The organism is Aeromicrobium sp. 10G20-16, assembly GCF_055809665.1.
Window position 1 is genome coordinate 411,196 of record NZ_CM147919.1, and the last position, 15,837, is coordinate 427,032.

Annotated in this window: 17 protein-coding genes; 8 read left to right on the plus strand and 9 right to left on the minus strand. The window is 69.8% G+C overall.

Annotated features, from left to right (window positions below):
- Nucleotides 1-14 precede the first annotated feature (14 nt).
- On the plus strand, nucleotides 15-1,295 hold the full coding sequence (locus AC0L5F_RS02085) for a condensation domain-containing protein (protein WP_473314952.1): 1,281 nt from the start codon (nucleotides 15-17) through the stop codon (nucleotides 1,293-1,295).
- A gap of 46 nt (nucleotides 1,296-1,341) precedes the next feature.
- On the opposite strand, the gene AC0L5F_RS02090 is transcribed toward AC0L5F_RS02085, so the two are convergent.
- Genes AC0L5F_RS02090 through AC0L5F_RS02100 form a run of 3 tightly spaced genes read right to left on the minus strand, consistent with a single transcriptional unit; the run spans nucleotide 1,342 to nucleotide 3,099 of the window.
- Nucleotides 1,342-1,899 carry a GrpB family protein gene (locus AC0L5F_RS02090; RefSeq protein ID WP_473314953.1) on the minus strand — a complete coding sequence of 186 codons (558 nt, stop codon included), beginning with the start codon at nucleotides 1,897-1,899 and terminating at the stop codon, nucleotides 1,342-1,344.
- A 22-nt stretch (nucleotides 1,900-1,921) separates the two neighbouring features.
- The gene (locus tag AC0L5F_RS02095) at nucleotides 1,922-2,548 is read right to left on the minus strand and encodes an RES family NAD+ phosphorylase (RefSeq protein WP_473314954.1); all 627 of its coding nucleotides are present in this window, start codon (nucleotides 2,546-2,548) and stop codon (nucleotides 1,922-1,924) included.
- The gene (locus tag AC0L5F_RS02100; protein WP_473314955.1) at nucleotides 2,545-3,099 is read right to left on the minus strand and encodes a hypothetical protein; all 555 of its coding nucleotides are present in this window, start codon (nucleotides 3,097-3,099) and stop codon (nucleotides 2,545-2,547) included. The genes AC0L5F_RS02095 and AC0L5F_RS02100 overlap by 4 nt, the downstream gene beginning before the upstream one ends.
- A 99-nt stretch (nucleotides 3,100-3,198) precedes the next feature.
- Between AC0L5F_RS02100 and AC0L5F_RS02105 the strand changes: the two genes are divergently transcribed.
- Nucleotides 3,199-4,491 carry an MFS transporter gene (locus AC0L5F_RS02105; RefSeq protein ID WP_473314956.1) on the plus strand — a complete coding sequence of 431 codons (1,293 nt, stop codon included), beginning with the start codon at nucleotides 3,199-3,201 and terminating at the stop codon, nucleotides 4,489-4,491.
- On the opposite strand, the gene AC0L5F_RS02110 is transcribed toward AC0L5F_RS02105, so the two are convergent.
- The 3 genes from AC0L5F_RS02110 to AC0L5F_RS02120 all read right to left on the minus strand — a co-directional run bounded on the left by AC0L5F_RS02110 (nucleotide 4,488) and on the right by AC0L5F_RS02120 (nucleotide 6,573).
- On the minus strand, nucleotides 4,488-4,781 hold the full coding sequence (locus tag AC0L5F_RS02110) for a Fe-S cluster assembly protein HesB (protein WP_473314957.1): 294 nt from the start codon (nucleotides 4,779-4,781) through the stop codon (nucleotides 4,488-4,490). The two genes, AC0L5F_RS02105 and AC0L5F_RS02110, sit on opposite strands and share 4 nt — an antisense overlap.
- Before the next feature lie 86 nt (nucleotides 4,782-4,867).
- Nucleotides 4,868-5,659 carry an alpha/beta fold hydrolase gene (locus tag AC0L5F_RS02115; protein ID WP_473314958.1) on the minus strand — a complete coding sequence of 264 codons (792 nt, stop codon included), beginning with the start codon at nucleotides 5,657-5,659 and terminating at the stop codon, nucleotides 4,868-4,870.
- Between the two features lie 23 nt (nucleotides 5,660-5,682).
- Nucleotides 5,683-6,573, minus strand: a complete 891-nt coding sequence (locus AC0L5F_RS02120; protein WP_473314959.1) for an alpha/beta hydrolase — start codon at nucleotides 6,571-6,573, stop codon at nucleotides 5,683-5,685.
- Between the two features lie 35 nt (nucleotides 6,574-6,608).
- Between AC0L5F_RS02120 and AC0L5F_RS02125 the strand changes: the two genes are divergently transcribed.
- The 5 genes from AC0L5F_RS02125 (at nucleotide 6,609) to AC0L5F_RS02145 (ending at nucleotide 11,493) form a co-directional block, all read left to right on the plus strand.
- A complete protein-coding gene (locus AC0L5F_RS02125; protein WP_473314960.1) occupies nucleotides 6,609-7,262 on the plus strand; it encodes an MBL fold metallo-hydrolase in 654 nt (217 codons plus the stop codon).
- A gap of 15 nt (nucleotides 7,263-7,277) precedes the next feature.
- Nucleotides 7,278-8,828 carry a UDP-N-acetylglucosamine 1-carboxyvinyltransferase gene (locus tag AC0L5F_RS02130; RefSeq protein WP_473314961.1) on the plus strand — a complete coding sequence of 517 codons (1,551 nt, stop codon included), beginning with the start codon at nucleotides 7,278-7,280 and terminating at the stop codon, nucleotides 8,826-8,828.
- 36 nt (nucleotides 8,829-8,864) lie between these two features.
- A complete protein-coding gene (locus tag AC0L5F_RS02135; RefSeq protein ID WP_473314962.1) occupies nucleotides 8,865-9,656 on the plus strand; it encodes a glycerophosphodiester phosphodiesterase family protein in 792 nt (263 codons plus the stop codon).
- Nucleotides 9,653-11,014: an MFS transporter gene (locus tag AC0L5F_RS02140; RefSeq protein ID WP_473314963.1), complete on the plus strand. Its 1,362-nt coding sequence runs from the start codon at nucleotides 9,653-9,655 to the stop codon at nucleotides 11,012-11,014. Before AC0L5F_RS02135 ends, AC0L5F_RS02140 begins: the two co-directional genes overlap by 4 nt.
- A 92-nt stretch (nucleotides 11,015-11,106) precedes the next feature.
- Nucleotides 11,107-11,493, plus strand: coding sequence for an RNA polymerase-binding protein RbpA (locus AC0L5F_RS02145; RefSeq protein ID WP_473314965.1), 387 nt, complete (start codon nucleotides 11,107-11,109; stop codon nucleotides 11,491-11,493).
- Here AC0L5F_RS02145 and AC0L5F_RS02150 read toward each other — a convergent pair.
- From AC0L5F_RS02150 to AC0L5F_RS02160, 3 genes are read right to left on the minus strand one after another with little or no spacing between them, the layout of a single operon-like run.
- Nucleotides 11,490-12,224 (minus strand): polyprenol monophosphomannose synthase, encoded by a 735-nt coding sequence (locus tag AC0L5F_RS02150; RefSeq protein ID WP_473314966.1) that lies wholly within the window; start codon nucleotides 12,222-12,224, stop codon nucleotides 11,490-11,492. The genes AC0L5F_RS02145 and AC0L5F_RS02150 overlap by 4 nt on opposite strands.
- Nucleotides 12,224-13,702 (minus strand): apolipoprotein N-acyltransferase, encoded by a 1,479-nt coding sequence (lnt, locus tag AC0L5F_RS02155; protein ID WP_473314967.1) that lies wholly within the window; start codon nucleotides 13,700-13,702, stop codon nucleotides 12,224-12,226. The genes AC0L5F_RS02150 and lnt overlap by 1 nt, the downstream gene beginning before the upstream one ends.
- Entirely contained in the window at nucleotides 13,699-14,775 is a 1,077-nt protein-coding gene (locus tag AC0L5F_RS02160) for a M24 family metallopeptidase (protein WP_473314968.1), read from the minus strand. The genes lnt and AC0L5F_RS02160 overlap by 4 nt, the downstream gene beginning before the upstream one ends.
- Nucleotides 14,776-14,815: 40 nt before the next feature.
- On the opposite strand from AC0L5F_RS02160, the gene AC0L5F_RS02165 reads away from it, so the two are divergent.
- Nucleotides 14,816-15,727, plus strand: coding sequence for a 5'-3' exonuclease (locus AC0L5F_RS02165; protein ID WP_473314969.1), 912 nt, complete (start codon nucleotides 14,816-14,818; stop codon nucleotides 15,725-15,727).
- Nucleotides 15,728-15,837: the final 110 nt, after the last annotated feature.

The following is a 15,837-nucleotide window of genomic DNA, read 5'->3' on the forward strand; positions in this document are numbered from 1 at the left end:
ACTACGCTACGACCATGCGGCCGACCAACGTCGCCCAGATGCGGTTGGCGCACGGGCGGTTGTTCTCCTTCGGCACCGAGGTGAGCGCGGTGGGAGCGCGGTTGCCGATCTCGTTCGACCAGCGTCGTCACGTGGCGATGGGGGAGCGACCGGGGTCGTGGATGGCCGTGGCCTTCACGTCGCCCGTGAGCGTGTCCCGCGACGAGCTCGCACAGGCGTGGCTGGCCGTCGTGCACCGTCACGGCACGCTGCACAGCAGATTCGCCGGAGTCGACGGGGACCTGGCGCTGCACGCCGCCCAGATCGACGGCACCGGCTGGATCGAGCACGAGGTCGGGCCCGGCCGGCGGACCCGCGACGTCCTGCGGGAGGTGCTCGACGCCACGTGCACACCGCTGTCGGCTCCGTCGCACCGCCTGTGCACGGTCGAGCCCGACGACGGGCCGCCGACGGTGGTGATCGCGGCGGACCACGCGCACGTGGACATGTGGTCGTTCCTGGTGATCGTGCGCGACCTCGTGGCCGTCATCGCAGGGGAGAACCTGGATGACCGGCCGGCCGCATTCGCGGAGCACACCCGTGAGCTCGCCGAACGACCGGCCGCGCCGGACGACGTCCACGCCCGCTGGGACCAGATCCTCGCTGCCAGCGGGGGATTCATGCCCCGTTTTCCCCTGCCGCTCGGGGACGTCACCCGCCCACGTCCCGAAGTCGTCGAGGTCCGGGACCTGCTCGACGCCGACGGTGCAGACAGGATGTCGCGCGAGGCTCATGGTGCAGGCGTACGCATGCTGGCGGTCGTGCTCGCCGCGATGACCGACGTGACACGCGAGCTGTCGGGGGAGCCGCTGCGGGCGGTGTTCCCGGTGCACAGTCGACACGACGTCTCGTGGCACGACTCCGTGGGCTGGTTCATCACGAACGCCGTCATCGAGTGCGAGAGCAGCGATCTGGGCGACGTCTCGCGGTCGATCCGCGAGGCGATGGCGCTCGGATCCTGGCCACTGGGGGAGATCTTCGCCAGGCACGGGGGGGACATGCCGGCGGCTCCCGGCATGTTCGCGATCTCGTGGCTGGACCTGAACAGGCTCCCGGTGGAGATCGACGCGTCGCTCGACGCCCAGCTGGTCAGCGCGGTCATCGACACCGACGGCGTGATGGTCTGGTTCATCCGCGACGTCACGGGCCTGCGCCTGCGGTGTCGCTACCCGGACACCCCGGAGGCTCGAACATCGGTGGGGACGTGGCTCGACGCCCTGGAGTCCGCCCTCACAGATCCCTCTTACTTGACATAATGTGCATTATCGGACAACTAGTGACGCTCGTGAGGAGCCGCGCTGGTCAGGGCTGACGGCCGCGCTGCATGATCTGCTCGATCACGTCGGACTTCGCCTCGGCGTACGCGTTCATGTCCGGCCAGTCGTGCGTGAGCAGATCTCGCTTGGTCGACTCGTAGAGCTCGCGGTCGGCGGCGTCAGCACGTAGACGATCCCGCAGCACCAGGTACGCCTCGGCCTGCTCAGCACCCACCTCGATGATGTGGACGTGCACGTCGCGCTGCTCGGTGCGGACCAACCGGTGACCGGGCTCGCGGACGCGCAGGACGTAGCCAGCGGCGATGACCGGCTCGAGATAGTCCTCCTCGGCGGTGATGTCGGGCACGGTCACCAGGACGTCGATGATCGGCTTCGCGGCGAGGCCTGGCACCGATGTCGATCCGACGTGCTCGACCTGCACCGCCGCCGAGCCCAGCGCACGCCACAGGCGCGTCTCGTGCTCGGCGTACCGGCCTGCCCAGGCGGGATCGTGCTCGGCCAGCGCGAGCGCGCGCTTCTCGATGCCGCCCACGAGCTCCACCTCGGTGACGTCGTGACGTCGCCGGTCTCCGTTCGGGCTCATGTCGGCGGGTCCACGTTCGTGCTCATGTCGCCGGGTCCGCGATCGTGAAGTCCTCCAGGCGGCCCACCTGGTGTGCGTAGAGAATGCGCAGATCCAGGTCCTCGGCGACGTCGAGCGACTCACGCGGCGGACCGTGGACCGGAGCGGCGGCGTCCGGGCCCGAGGCGCCGAACACGGCGAGGCCTTCGGTGTTCGGGCGAAATCGCAGCCCGTAGACGACGCCGTCGTGACCGCTGTCGCGGAAGGCCCTGGCCCACTGCTGGGTGCGCGGGTACTCGATGGCGCCGGAGAGCTCGGTCGTGACACCGAAGCCGGCCACCTGGTCGTCCAGCAGGTCGGCGACGATCGGCCGGACGGCCAGCGACACCGTCGAGACCACGCGCTGACGCAGGAAGCCCTCGGTGACGAAGCCCTGGTCGTACAGATCGGGCCCGACGACCTCGAGCACCGCGCCGCGGTCGTTCTCGGCGAGGTAGCAGGTGCCCTCGGGTTCGGGCAGGTCCCAGCGCCCTCCCGAGGAGGAGAAGAACCACGTGCCGAGGTCGCGCTGATGGCACCGCGACCACCGTCGGCGAGTGGTGAGCCGGCGCGAGGGAAAGCCGGTCAGGTCCCCCGGCGGCTGCTGGCGACCGGCGTCACGGCGCGTCATGCCGCCCAGCGTGCTGCGGTACCGGCCGCGTGGGCCAGCACGGTGTCGAGCTGCCCGGCGTCGAGCAGCTTCAGCGGGCTGACTCCCCCGAGCTCGATCTTGTCGGTCGGGAACCACAGCGCCAGTGTCCACGGGTCGGGCGTCGCGCTGCTGCGCAGCGTGTCGAGCACCTCGCGCACGTCGGCGCGCAACGCTCCGTCGTCGAACTGGTACGTCGGGTACACCCAGCGGCCGTCGGACGTGCGAGCCGCGACGATGGTGCCGCGCTGGCGTCGGTCGGCCAGCTGCTGGCGACTGATGCCCAGCACGGCCTGCGCTCCCCCGGACGTGTAGACCGGGCCCACCAGGTCGGGCAACGGTGACGTCGGTCGGCGCGCGTGGATGCCGTGCTCGACGAACTCCTCGGGGTCGGGCAGTGCATCGGGGGTGAGACGTCCGCTCCGCAGCAGTGCGATCAGGCGTTCGCGGTAGACCTCGGTGGACGCCTCGAGAAACGCAGCCAGATCGGGATCGAGACCCTGGCGTGCGTCACGCGGTGTCATGGTTGTCATAGTGTCACGATATCACCCATGTCATGGCTGTCATAGTCCGAGCGCGTGATGCTGTCCACGAGATGCCGCCGCCGGTGGCCCGGCCTAGGATGCTGGGCGATGAGCGCACTCCACCGGGTCGAGCAATCGGTCTTCCAACGACTCGCCGGCGGTGCGGACGACGACGGTGGTCTCACCAGAGCCGCCGTGGAGGTCGAGCCGTCGAGCTTCACCCGGCACGCTGCCTCCCTGTCCGCGACGAAGCTGGCCGACGGTCTGCTCGACCCGAAGCTGGTCCTGAGCTGGCTGCTGAACAACCTGGGCGCGTCCAGCGTGCTGACGGGGCTGCTGGTACCCATCCGCGAAGCGGGTTCGCTGCTCCCCCAGCTGCTGCTGGCGCCGCGCATCCACGCCATGGCTCGGCGCAAGTGGGCGTGGGCGGCCGGATCGTTCGTGCAGGGCGTCGCGTGTGCCGGCATCGCCCTGACGGGCCTGACGCTGGACGGCAACGCCGCAGGCGTCATCATCTGCGTCCTGCTCGCCGCCTTGGCGGTCGGACGGGCGGCCTGCTCGGTCAGTCACAAGGACGTGCTGCGCAAGACCATCGGCACGGCCCGACGTGGAGCGTCGACCGGGTTCGCGTCGTCCACGGCGGCGGTGGGAGTGATCGGCTTCGCCGCGCTGCTGATCGTGGGCGCACCGAGCCGCTACGTGCTGGTGGTCTCGGCCCTGTTGCTCGCCGCCGCGCTGTGGCTCGTGGCGGCGGCGGTCTTCGCGACGATCGGCGAGGAGTCGACGCCGAGCGAGGTGTCGCAGTCGCCGTGGGGGCAGCTGGCCCTGCTGCGCGAGGACGCCCAGCTGCGCCGGTTCATCGTGGTCCGCGGACTGCTGACCTCCACGGCCCTGGCGCCGCCGTACCTGGTCCTGCTCGCGGCGGGAGCCGGGGAGGATGCCGTCCGACAGCTCGGCTCGCTCGTGCTGGCGTCGGCGCTGGCCTCGTTGGTGAGCAGCTACGTCTGGGGACGGTTGAGCGACCGGTCCAGCCGCTCGGTCCTGCAGCTGTCCGGTGTCACCGGGGCCGTCGCGCTCGGCGCCGCCCTCGGCCTGGACCTGGCAGGAGCCAGCGACACGTGGTGGGCCATTCCGCTGACCCTGTTCGGTCTGATGATCGGCTACCACGGCGTCCGGCAGGGACGGTCCATCTACCTCGTCGACATGGCCCCGAAGGACGACGTCGCGGCGTACACGGCCGTGGCCAACACCGTCATCGGGCTGCTGCTGATCGCCTCGGGCGTCTTCGGTGCGCTCGCCTCGCTGGCGGGTGTCGACGTGACGGTGGGGCTGTTCGCCCTCATGGCGCTGGCCGCCGCCGGTGCGGCGGTCGGCCTGCGCGAGGTCGAGCAGTCCGGCTAGGCCTGCTGGCCGATCGCGAACTGCACCGAGCCGTCGGACCCGATCTGGGCGTCGAGCACCTTGTCGTGGAGCATCACGGCAGCGGACTCGTCGAGGAAGACGCGCGCGCCCGCCTCGTTGACGACCTGGTCGCCGGCCTCGGGCGAGGGTGCGGCGCTGAGCACCAGCTCGGCACCTTCGGCGCCCTCGGTCTGGGTGCTGATGCGCATCCCACCGTCGGCGGGGGTGGCCTCGTCCATGTCGGTGAGCTGCTTCACGACTCCTGCGGCGGTCTCGGTCAGGGTGAGCATGTCGTCTCCTCGAGTTCGTCCGGAATGAACCCTCCACTGTTCCGGACTTGGCGCAGGATGCAAGTTCGGCCTCCTCGCGGCGCGTCTCAGTCGGCGCCGAGGAACACCCGCAGTGCTGACACGAACGCGTCGGGCTGCTCCGAGTGCACCCAGTGCCCGGCGCCCTTGACGGTGAGCAGCCGGGTGCGCGGAAACAGCCGTCGCATCAGTGGTTCGTCGCCCTGGGTGATGTACGCAGACAGCTCTCCGGCCATCCACAGGACGGGCCCGTCGAAGCTGCCGTCGACGGCCGGGAACCCGCCGATCGTGGCCAGGTCGCGTCGGAGCAGGTCGAGATTGGCCTGCCAGTGGAACCCGTCGGGTCCTGACCGCAGGTTCTGCAGCAGGAAGCCGCGCACGCGTGCATCGTCGATCTGGTCCGTGAGCCGCTCGTCGGCCTCTCCCCTGCGGTCCAGAGTCGTCAGGTCGAGCGACGCGAGCGCGCCGAGCAGGTGCTCGAACTCGCCTGCTCCGTCGCTCTCGGACGGCGAGATGTCCACCACCACGAGGCGTCGCACCAGGTCCGGGTGCCGCAGCGCCAGCACCATGGCGGCCTTGCCACCCATCGAGTGTCCGACCACGTCGACCGGACCGTCGGATCCCGCACCTGCCCGGACGAACTCGGCCACGGCGTCGGCCATGCCCACGTAGTCGAATGCTGCGGTCCACGCGGACCGGCCGTGGTCCGGGAGGTCGACCAGGATCGAGCGGAAGTCCGGCACCAGCGCCTTGGCCGCCTGGGTGAAGTTCTTGCCCTGACCGAACAAGCCGTGCAGGAACACCACGGGTCGACCGGTGGATCCGACCTCGAGGGCGTGGATGGCTGGACCGGTCGTCATGGGCCCAGCCTAGGAGGCCAGGCTCAGCCGGCGGCGAGCGAGGAGCGGATGCGGTCGGCCATCAATCCCATCCAGTGACCGGCCTGCGCGTGGTCGTTGCCGTCGAGGAAGTAGTGGTCGCGCCGTGGCACCACGTGATGCTCGGTCGGTACACCTGCGGCGGCGAGCCGGTCGGCGTAGGCGTCACCCTCCGCCCGCAGCGAGTCGTGCTCGGCCGTGAGGACCAGGGCCGGAGGAAGGCCCTCGACGGACTCGGCGAGCAACGGAGAGGCATACGGCTCGGAGCGTCGCGAGGCGTCCTTGAAGTACGTGGCGCGGACCAGGCGCAGCAACGAGGGCCCGATCATCGGGTGGTCGATGGTCGAGGGCTTGCCGTGGATGTCACCGGCGACGTCCAGCGACGGGACGCTCAGCACCTGCAGCCGCGGGTGGGCCGTGCGTCGGTCCCGTGCCTGCAGGCACGCCGAGGCCGCCAGGTTGCCACCGCCGCTGAAGCCGCCGATGGACAGGTGGGCGGAGTCCAGGCCCCACTCCCCTGCGTGCTCGGTGAGCCACGCGAGCACGTCGTGGGCCTGCTCCTGCGCCACGGGGTACCGGACGCGCGGGGCCGCGAGGTAGTCGACGTTCACCACGGCGACGCCGGCCTCGGCGGCCAGGTAGCGGCACCAGAAGTCGTCCATCTGCGGGAAGCGCATGATGAACGCCCCTCCGTGCAGGTGGATGTGGGCGGGGTGGGTGCCGTGCTCGACGGGGCGGTACAGGTCGATCTTGACCGGGCCGTGGCGTGTCGGTACGCGGCGTCGCTCCGGGCCGGGCAGGTCCTGACCGGCGAGCCGGAGCTCGTCGCCGTAGCGCACCGTCCAGCGGGCCAGGAGTCCGGAGAGCGCGGCGTAGCCGTCGGCGAGCACTGCCATGTGGTTCTTTCGAGGCTGGGGCCATGATGGATGGCATGAACATCACGCGATTCGGACACGCCGCCCTCCTCGTGGAGACCGAGACCACCCGGGTGCTCGTGGATCCCGGCGGGTTCTGCGGGCCGGACGTCTTCGAGCTGACCGATCTGGACGCCATCATCGTGACCCACCAGCATCCGGATCATCTGGACCAGGAGCGGGCGCCGGCGCTCGTCGAGGCCAATCCAGGCGCCCAGCTGATCTGTGACCCCGAGACAGCCGCGCTGGTCGACTTCGGCACGTGGACGCCGAACGCCGACGGCCTCGAGCACCTGATCGGCGACGTCGCGGTGGCCGGCGTCGGTGCTCGGCACGCGGTGATCCTGCCCGAGATCGATCGCATCGCGAACGTCGGCGTCCTGCTCACTGCCGACGGCGTGACGATCTTCCACCCGGGCGACACCTACGAGTACGCGCCCACCGGCGTCGACGTGCTGGCACTCCCCCTGGGCGCCCCGTGGGCCAAGCTCAGCGAGACCGTCGACTTCGTGCGGCGCGTGGGCCCGCGTGCCCTGCTGCCGATCCACGACCTGACCATCTCCGAGGGTGCCTACGGCATCTACTGGGGCCAGGTGGTGGCGTACGGCGGAGTGGAGGATGCGCGACGACTCGGGCAGTCGGAGTCGACGGTTGTCGTATCTCATATGTGAGATACAGTGAACTTCATGCCTGACGCACCCGAAGTCCAGCAGGACGACTACCTCGAGCGGATCGGCGCACTGATCCGCGACGCCCGCCAGCACCGTGGACTCACCCAGGTCGAGCTCGCCGGTCAGCTGGCCACCAGCCAGAGCGCGATCAACCGGATCGAGAAGGGTCAGCAGAACCTGACCCTCGACACGCTGGCCAAGATCGGCAACGTGCTGAACTCCGAGCTGGTCAGCGTCGGCACCTCCGGCCCGAGCCACCTGCGGGTCAAGGGCGGCACCCAGCTGTCCGGTGCCATCGACGTGAAGTCCAGCAAGAACGCCGGTGTGGCCCTGCTGTGCGCGTCCCTGCTCAACGCCGGCACGACCGTCCTGCGCAAGGTCGCCCGCATCGAGGAGGTCAACCGCCTGCTCGAGGTGCTGGAGTCCATCGGCGTCAAGGCCACCTGGCTCAACGCCGAGAACGACCTGGAGCTGGTCGTCCCGGCCGATCTCGATCTCGCTGCGATGGACGCCGACGCCGCACGCCGCACCCGCAGCATCATCATGTTCCTCGGCCCGTTGATGCATCGCTACGACGACTTCGAGCTGCCCTACGCCGGCGGGTGCGACCTCGGCACGCGCACCGTCGAGCCGCACATGACGGCGTTGCGGCCGTTCGGGCTCAAGGTCGTCGCCACCGAGGGCAGCTACCACGCCTCCACCGCCGGGGGCGTCTCGCCGGGACGGCCCATCGTGCTCACCGAGCGTGGCGACACCGTCACCGAGAACGCGCTGCTGGCCGCGGCCCGCCACGACGGTGTCACCGTCATCCGCAACGCGAGCCCGAACTACATGGTCCAGGACCTGTGCTTCTTCCTGCTCAAGCTGGGAGTCGGCATCGAGGGAATCGGCACCACGACGCTGCGGGTCACGGGCAAGACCACGATCAACTGCGACGTCGAGTACGCCCCCAGCGAGGACCCGATTGAGGCGATGAGCCTGATCGCGGCGGCGATCGTCACCCGCTCCAGCATCACGGTGCGGCGTGTCCCGATCGAGTTCATGGAGATCGAGCTGGCGCTGCTCGAGGAGATGGGCTTCCACTACGACCGCAGCGAGGAGTACGCCGCCGAGAACGGCCACACCCGGCTGGTCGACATCACCACCCACGAGTCGGACCTGCACGCGCCGATCGACAAGATCCACCCCATGCCGTTCCCCGGCCTCAACATCGACAACCTGCCGTTCTTCGCGGTCATCGCGGCCACGGCAGAGGGCCAGACGATGCTGCACGACTGGGTCTACGAGAATCGCGCCATCTACCTGACCGAGCTGAACAAGCTGGGCGCCCAGGTCAAGCTGCTCGATCCGCACCGCGTGCTGATCGACGGGCCCACGCACTGGAGCGGCACCGAGATCGTCTGCCCGCCGGCGCTGCGCCCCGCCGTCGTGATCCTGCTGGCGATGCTGGCCGCCAAGGGCACCTCGGTGCTGCGCAGCGTCTACGTCATCAACCGCGGCTACGAGGACCTGGCCGAACGGCTGAACGCGCTCGGTGCCCAGATCGAGACGTTCCGCGACATCTGACCCGTCGCACGCAGGCTGACCCTGCCAGGCCCTACCGTGACCACTGTGTCTCCGGCCGCGTACCTCGACGCTGCGACTCCGCTCGCCTTCGCCCACCGCGGCGGCTCGCTGACCGAGGGCAACGTCGGCATCGAGAACTCGCTCGAGGCCTTCCGCGACGCGGTCGACCGCGGGTTCTCCTACATCGAGACCGACGTGCGGTGCTCGGCCGACCGCACCGTGTGGATCATCCATGACGAGACGCTGGCGCGTCTGACCGGCACCGAGGCCGCCACGGCGTCGTTGCACGACGACCAGCTGGGCCGGGAGCGGATGGACGGGCGCGCCCCGTTCGCCCGGCTCGACGAGGCCATGCGCGAGCTCCCGCAGGTGCGCTGGAACATCGACGTCAAGGCCGACGACGCCGTCGAGCCCACCTGCACGCTGCTGCGTGAGCAGGACGCCGTCGATCGGGTGTGCCTGGCGTCGTTCTCGCACCGACGCCTGCGACGCATCCGCCGCCTGCTGCCGAGCGTCACCACCAGCGCCTCGAGCCTCGAGGTCGCGATGGTCAAGCTCCTGCCCGCCGGTCTGCTCGCCGTTCTCGGCATCGTGCGGGCCGACTGCCTGCAGGTACCCGTGGCTGCAGGGCGACTCGCCGTCACCACACCCCGGTTCGTGGCGCGGGCGCATCGCCTCGGCCTGCAGGTGCACGTGTGGACCATCGACCGCGCCGACGAGATGCACCGTCTGCTCGACCTCGGGGTCGACGGGCTGATCACCGACCGCACCGACGTCCTGGCCGAGGTGCTGGCCGCCCGCACCACCGCTGGAGAGGACCCCTCATGACCGAGACCACCGCGACGTACACGCCGGAGCAGAAGTCCTGGTTCTGGTACGACTGGGCGAACTCGGGCTACTTCACGACCGTCGTCACGGTCCTGTTCGCGCCCTACCTGACCAGCGTCGCCGAGCGGGCGGCCTGCGGATTCGTCGGCGACGAGGACCGCAAGTGCACCGAGACGCTCTCGGTGCTGGGACTGGCGATCTCCCCCGGGTCACTGGTGTTCTACGTGTTCACCCTCGCCACGATCCTGTCGGCGTTCGTGCTGCCGATCGTCGGCGCCCTGGCGGACCGCAGCTCCTCGAAGCGCCAGCTGCTGGCGCGACTGGCGTGGGCCGGCTCGATCGCCGCGGCGCTGATGTTCTTCGTGGCCGGCACCGACTGGCTGCTCGGCGCACTCCTGCTGGTCGTGGCGAACCTGTTCTTCGGCGCCTCGATCGTCGTGTACGACGCCATCCTGTGCGAGATCGCCGGGCCCGACGACCGTGACCGGGTCTCGTCCCGCGGCTGGGCGTGGGGCTACCTCGGTGGTGGGCTGCTGCTCGCGATCAACCTCGCCCTCGTCACGATCCTGCCGTTCGGGCTGACGACGGAGTGGGCCGTGCGCATCAGCCTGCTGTCGGCGGCGATCTGGTGGGGAGCCTTCACGTACAAGGCGTACGTGGGCCTGCAGGACCGTCCACCCACCAACGTGGTCCCCAGCGACGGCTCCACCCTGATCCAGCGCAGCTTCGGCCAGCTGTTCAAGACTCTCGGCGAGCTGCGCAACTACCCCCAGACCATGCTGTTCCTGTTCGCGTACCTGCTCTACAACGACGGCATCCAGACCGTCATCTACGCGGCATCGGTGTACGGCAACAAGCAGCTCGGCTTCGGCACCAGCGTGCTGATCGCCACGATCCTGCTGGTGCAGTTCGTGGCGTTCGGCGGCGCGCTGCTGTTCGGTCGCGTGGCCGCCTCGATCGGCAGCCACCGGACCATCCTCTACGGCCTGGTGGCCTGGATCGCGATCGTCGTCGTCGCGTACTTCGTGCCCGAGAAGCAGCTGGTCCCGTTCCTGGTGCTGGGCGCCGCGATCGGCCTGGTCCTCGGTGGCACGCAGGCGCTGTCGAGGTCGTTCTTCTCCCAGCTCATCCCCAAGGGCCGCGAGGCGGAGTACTTCAGCCTCTACCAGGCGTGCGAGCGTGGCACGAGCTGGCTGGGCACGCTGGTGTTCGGCGTGGTCCACCAGGTCACGGGCTCGTACCGACCCGCGATCCTGGCGCTGATCGCGTTCTTCGTCATCGGCGGCGCCCTGCTGTACAAGCTGGATCCGCGCAAGGGCATCGAGGACGCCGGCAACGTCGCGCCCGCTGTCGTGTGAAGTGAATGAAGACGATCAGTCGCGCCTCAGGGGAATCTCATCTGGGTCTCGTACGTTAAAAGAGGTAGATCCACGACGAGAGGGGACGCATCATGGCTGAACGCGCACTGCGAGGAGCCCGACTGGGAGCCCAGTCCTTCGAGGACGAGCGTGGAGTCGAGATGGCCGCTCGTCAGCAGATCGAGTACGTCTGCGCCGATGGACACACCTTCTCGGTGACGATGGCCGACGAGGCCGAGGTCCCCCTGGAGTGGGAAGACCCCAAGACCGGTCAGATGGGACGCCTCGTCAACGGGGCCGAGCCCGAGGCCAAGAACGAGAAGCCAGTTCGCACCCACTGGGACATGCTGCTGGAGCGTCGCTCCGTCGACGAGCTCGAGGAGATCCTCACCGAGCGCCTCGAGCTGTTGCGCGGCGGCGAGATCGGACCGCCTCACCTGCACCGAGCCGCAGCGAAGAAGCGCCGCAAGACCGCCTAGCTGTTCTGAGCGGCCCGGCGCCAGCGCAGGCGTCGCGCGATGCCCCAGGCGGTGACGCGCCACAGCGCCTCGCGCACGATGGCCCCGCTCATCTTGGATGCTCCACGGGCCCGCTCCACGAACGTGATCGGCACCTCGGTGATCGTCATCCCTGCTGCCAGGGTGCGGCGCGCCATGTCGATCTGGAAGCAGTAGCCCTGGGAGGCGACGTCCTCCAGGTGCAGGCGTTCGAGCGTGTGTCGCCGAAACACCCGGAACCCACCCGTGGCGTCCTTGACGTCCATCGCCAGCATCACCTGCGCATACCGGGTTCCGGCACGCGAGATCATGCGGCGGTGCCACGGCCAGTTGACCACGCTCCCACCCGGCACCCATCGAGAACCGAGCACGAGGTCCGCTCCCCCGCGACTCGCCTCCAGCAAGGACTCGAGGTCCTCGGGGCGGTGAGATCCGTCGGCGTCCATCTCGACGAGTCGGTCGTAGCTGCGCTCGAGGCCCCACGCGAAGCCGGCGCGGTAGGCCGCGCCGAGCCCCTGCTTCTCGGTGCGGTGCAGCACGTGCACGCGCGGGTCGTCGGCGGCGAGCGTGTCGGCGATCTGCCCCGTGCCGTCCGGCGACCCGTCGTCGACGACGAGGACGTCGACCTGGGGCTGGGCCCGGTGGACCTCGGTGATGATCCACTCGATGTTCGCGGCCTCGTCGTAGGTGGGGATGATCACCAACGTGCGCATCAACGCTCCTTCGACTGCCCTCGGCGTGCGCCGAGCACCCATCCAACCAGAGCCAGGACCACCAGCGCGTACTCCAGCGGCTCACCGATCCGCGCTGCGGGGGTGCGGCCCGATGCCAGTGGCACCTCGACGTCCAGGACGGCCGGAACCCGCTGCGGAGCACGCTGCACGGCCCTGCCGTCGGCGTTCACGACACCGGTGATGCCGTTGGTCGACGGCACCACCACCCAGCGCCCGGTCTCGATGGCGCGCAGCCGCGAGATGTCCCACTGCTGCTCGGGCTGGGCGGTGCCGGTGAACGCGGCGTTGCTGGTCTGCACCACGAGCAGCTGGGCGCCGCCGTCCATGAGGTCGTCGATCACCCCGTCGTAGGCGATGTCGTAGCAGATGGTGTCGCCGATCGTGGTGCCCGCGATCTGCAGGGTGCCGGCCTGCGTGCCCGCGAGCATGTCGCGCGGGATGTCCCGCTCGAAGATCGGAGCGATGGCGCCGAGCGAGCTGCGGAACGGGACGTACTCGCCGAAGGTGACCGGGCGGCGCTTCACGTAGCGCTGACCGGGACCGTTCGCGTCCCAGACCACGCCAGCGTTGTAGGCGGTGGTGCGGGTCGGCCCGTTGAAGATCCCTCCCACGAGGATGGGGGCGCGCAGCCGAGCGGAGAGCTCGGAGATCCGGTTGCTGGTCGCCCGGTCCGCCGTGGGGTCGGTGTCGGTGGCGTTCTCGGGCCACAGCACCATGTCGGGGCGTGGCAGCTCGCCGGCGTCGACCCGGTCGGCGAGTCGCTCCGTCTCGGCGGCGTGCAGCTGGAAGATCTCACCGGGTGGCCACTGCAGGAAGTCGCCGGGGGTGTTGCCCTGGACCAGGGCCACCTGGCGGGTGCCGTCCTGGCCCGCCAGACCGATCGGGAGCGCGAGACCGACGGCGACCAGTGCGGCGACGCCGACGACACCGCGTAGTCGATGTCCGTCGACGATCGTGAGCACGGCGGCGGCCAGCAGCACCATGACGGCCGACGTGCCGGCCATGCCCAGCAGCCGGGCGTAGGACTCCATCGGTGTGTCGATGGCCGAGTGTCCGATACGCCCCCAGGGGAAGCCGGAGAACGGATGGTCCGAGCGTGCCCACTCCCCTGCCACCCAGACCGCTGCGGCCCACACCGGCCAGGCACGCAGTCGCATCACCGCGCGCAGGGCGAGCATGACCACGGCGAGGAAGAGTGACTCGGCGATGACCAGGCCCACGTAGGCAGCCGGACTGACCGCCGTCATCCAGCGGATCAGCAGACCCATGAACGCCAGCCCGTACAGGAGCCCGCACGCCAGGGTCAGACGTCGTGAGGCGGTGTCGAGGCGTCGGGCCAGCCACAGCAGCCCGGCGACCGACAGGACCATGGCGAAGGGCAGCGACCATGGGTCGAAGGCGAGCGCTGCGACCGCGCCCAGAGCCGCCGCCGTGGGCAGCGCGAGCCGCGCCCTCACACCACGACGAGTTCGCGCGGGGTATTGTTCAGCACCTCCAGGCCGTCCGCGGTGCAGATGGCGATGTCCTCGATGCGGGCCCCGAACCGCCCGTCGACGTAGATGCCGGGCTCGATGGAGAACGCCATGCCCTCCTCGAGCACGAGATCGTTTCCGGAGACGATGTAGGGCTCCTCGTGGGTCTCCTGTCCGATGCCGTGGCCCGTGCGGTGGATGAACAGGTCGCCGTAGCCGGCGTCGACGATGATCTGGCGGCCCACGGCGTCGACGGACTCTGCCGTCACGCCCGGGCGGGCGTGCTCTCGCTGAGCCGTCTGGGCCGACTCGAGGACCGCGTGGAGGTCGGCGTACTCGGTCGGGACGGTGCCGCCGGCCAGGTAGTTGCGGGTGGAGTCCGAGCAGTAGCCGGCAGGTGTGGTGCCGCCGATGTCGACGACCACGGGATCGCCCTCCTCGATGACCCGGTCCGACAGCTCGTGGTGCGGCGAGGCGCCGTTGGGCCCGGAGCCGACGATGACGAAGTCACAGGTCTCGTGCTGCTCGAGGATGGCGGCGGCGATGTCGGCGCCGACCTCGCGCTCGGTGCGCCCCGGGCGCAACCACTCGGGCACGCGGCGGTGCACCGCGTCGATGAACTCGCCGGCCTCGCGCAGTGCGGCCGCTTCGTCGGCGTCCTTGCGGATGCGCAGGTCCGAGACGACCGATCCTCCGAGCACCTGGTCGGCGGTCGGCAGCGCGGCTCCGAGGGCGAAGACACGAGACGCCCACATGTGGTCGTCGAGGGCGACGGTGGCGGCATCTCCCACCAGCTGCGCGACGAGCGCGTAGGGGTCGTCGGTCTCGTTCCAGGCCGCGACCTCCATGTCGATTCCCGAGGCGATCGCCGCAGGCTTCTCCAGTGCTGGCACGACGAGGGTTGGATCGCCCGTCGAGGGCAGGACGAGGCAGGTGAGCCGCTCCAGCGGCAGCGCCACGTACCCGGTGAGATACCGCAGATCGGCTCCCGGAGTCACGAGCATCGCGTCGATGCCTCGTCGTGCTGCCAGCTCTTGTGCCTTGCGCCATCTGCTCACCCGACGACCCTACCGTCGGGCCGGTTATAGGCTCACGGCCATGACCCGCCTGATGCTGCTCGACAGCGCGAGCCTGTACTTCCGCGCGTTCTTCGCCTACCGGGACCACGAGGCGCTCACCGCACCCGACGGCACGGTCGTCAACGCCCTGCGCGGCATGGTCGAGTTCGTGTCGACGCTCGCCGGCAAGCACGAGCCCGACGTGATCGTCGCGTGCTGGGACGATGACTGGCGCCCTCAGTGGCGGGTCGACCTGATCGGCAGCTACAAGACCCAGCGCGCCGAGGACGACGGCGCCGAGGCCGACACCACCGAGGGGTTGCTCGGACCACAGGTGCCGCTGATCTCAGAGGCCCTGACGTTGCTCGGAATCCCGATCGTGGGTGCCGCGGGCTGCGAGGCGGACGACATCATCGGCACGCTGGCCACCCAGGCGACGGGCCCGGTCGACATCGTCACGGGCGACCGTGACCTGTTCCAGCTCGTCGACGACTCCCGCGACGTCCGCATCCTGTATCCGGCGATCGGCGGCATCCGCGACGCCGCCGTGGTCACCGACCAGTGGATCGCGGACAAGTACGGTGTGCGCCCCGATCAGTACGTCGACTTCTCGGTCATGCGCGGCGACGCCTCAGACGGCCTGCCCGGCGTGGCAGGCATCGGCGAGAAGACCGCTGCGACGCTGCTGGCCGAGTTCGGCGATCTCGATGCCATCGAGGCGGCAGCACGGGACGAGAGCTCCTCGATCAAGCCGCGCGTACGGGCCTCGCTGCTGTCGTCAGCCGACTACATCACCGCCGCGCGCCAGGTGGTGGCAGTCAAGACCGAGGGCGTCGAACCGGCTGCATACGCCCTCTCCCCCGTGGACGAACCGTCCTTCCGCGCCTTCGCTGAACGCTGGGGCCTCGGCTCCGCCGCCGATCGGGCGATCGAGGCGCTCGGTCGGCGCTGACGGTTTACCAGCAGGCCACGGCAACTGGTCACTCCTCCGGGCAAGCGCTCCGGGAAGAGCGCCAGGGTGCTCGGTGATCGCGCCCTGCTCGGATTGTTCACACTTCCCCC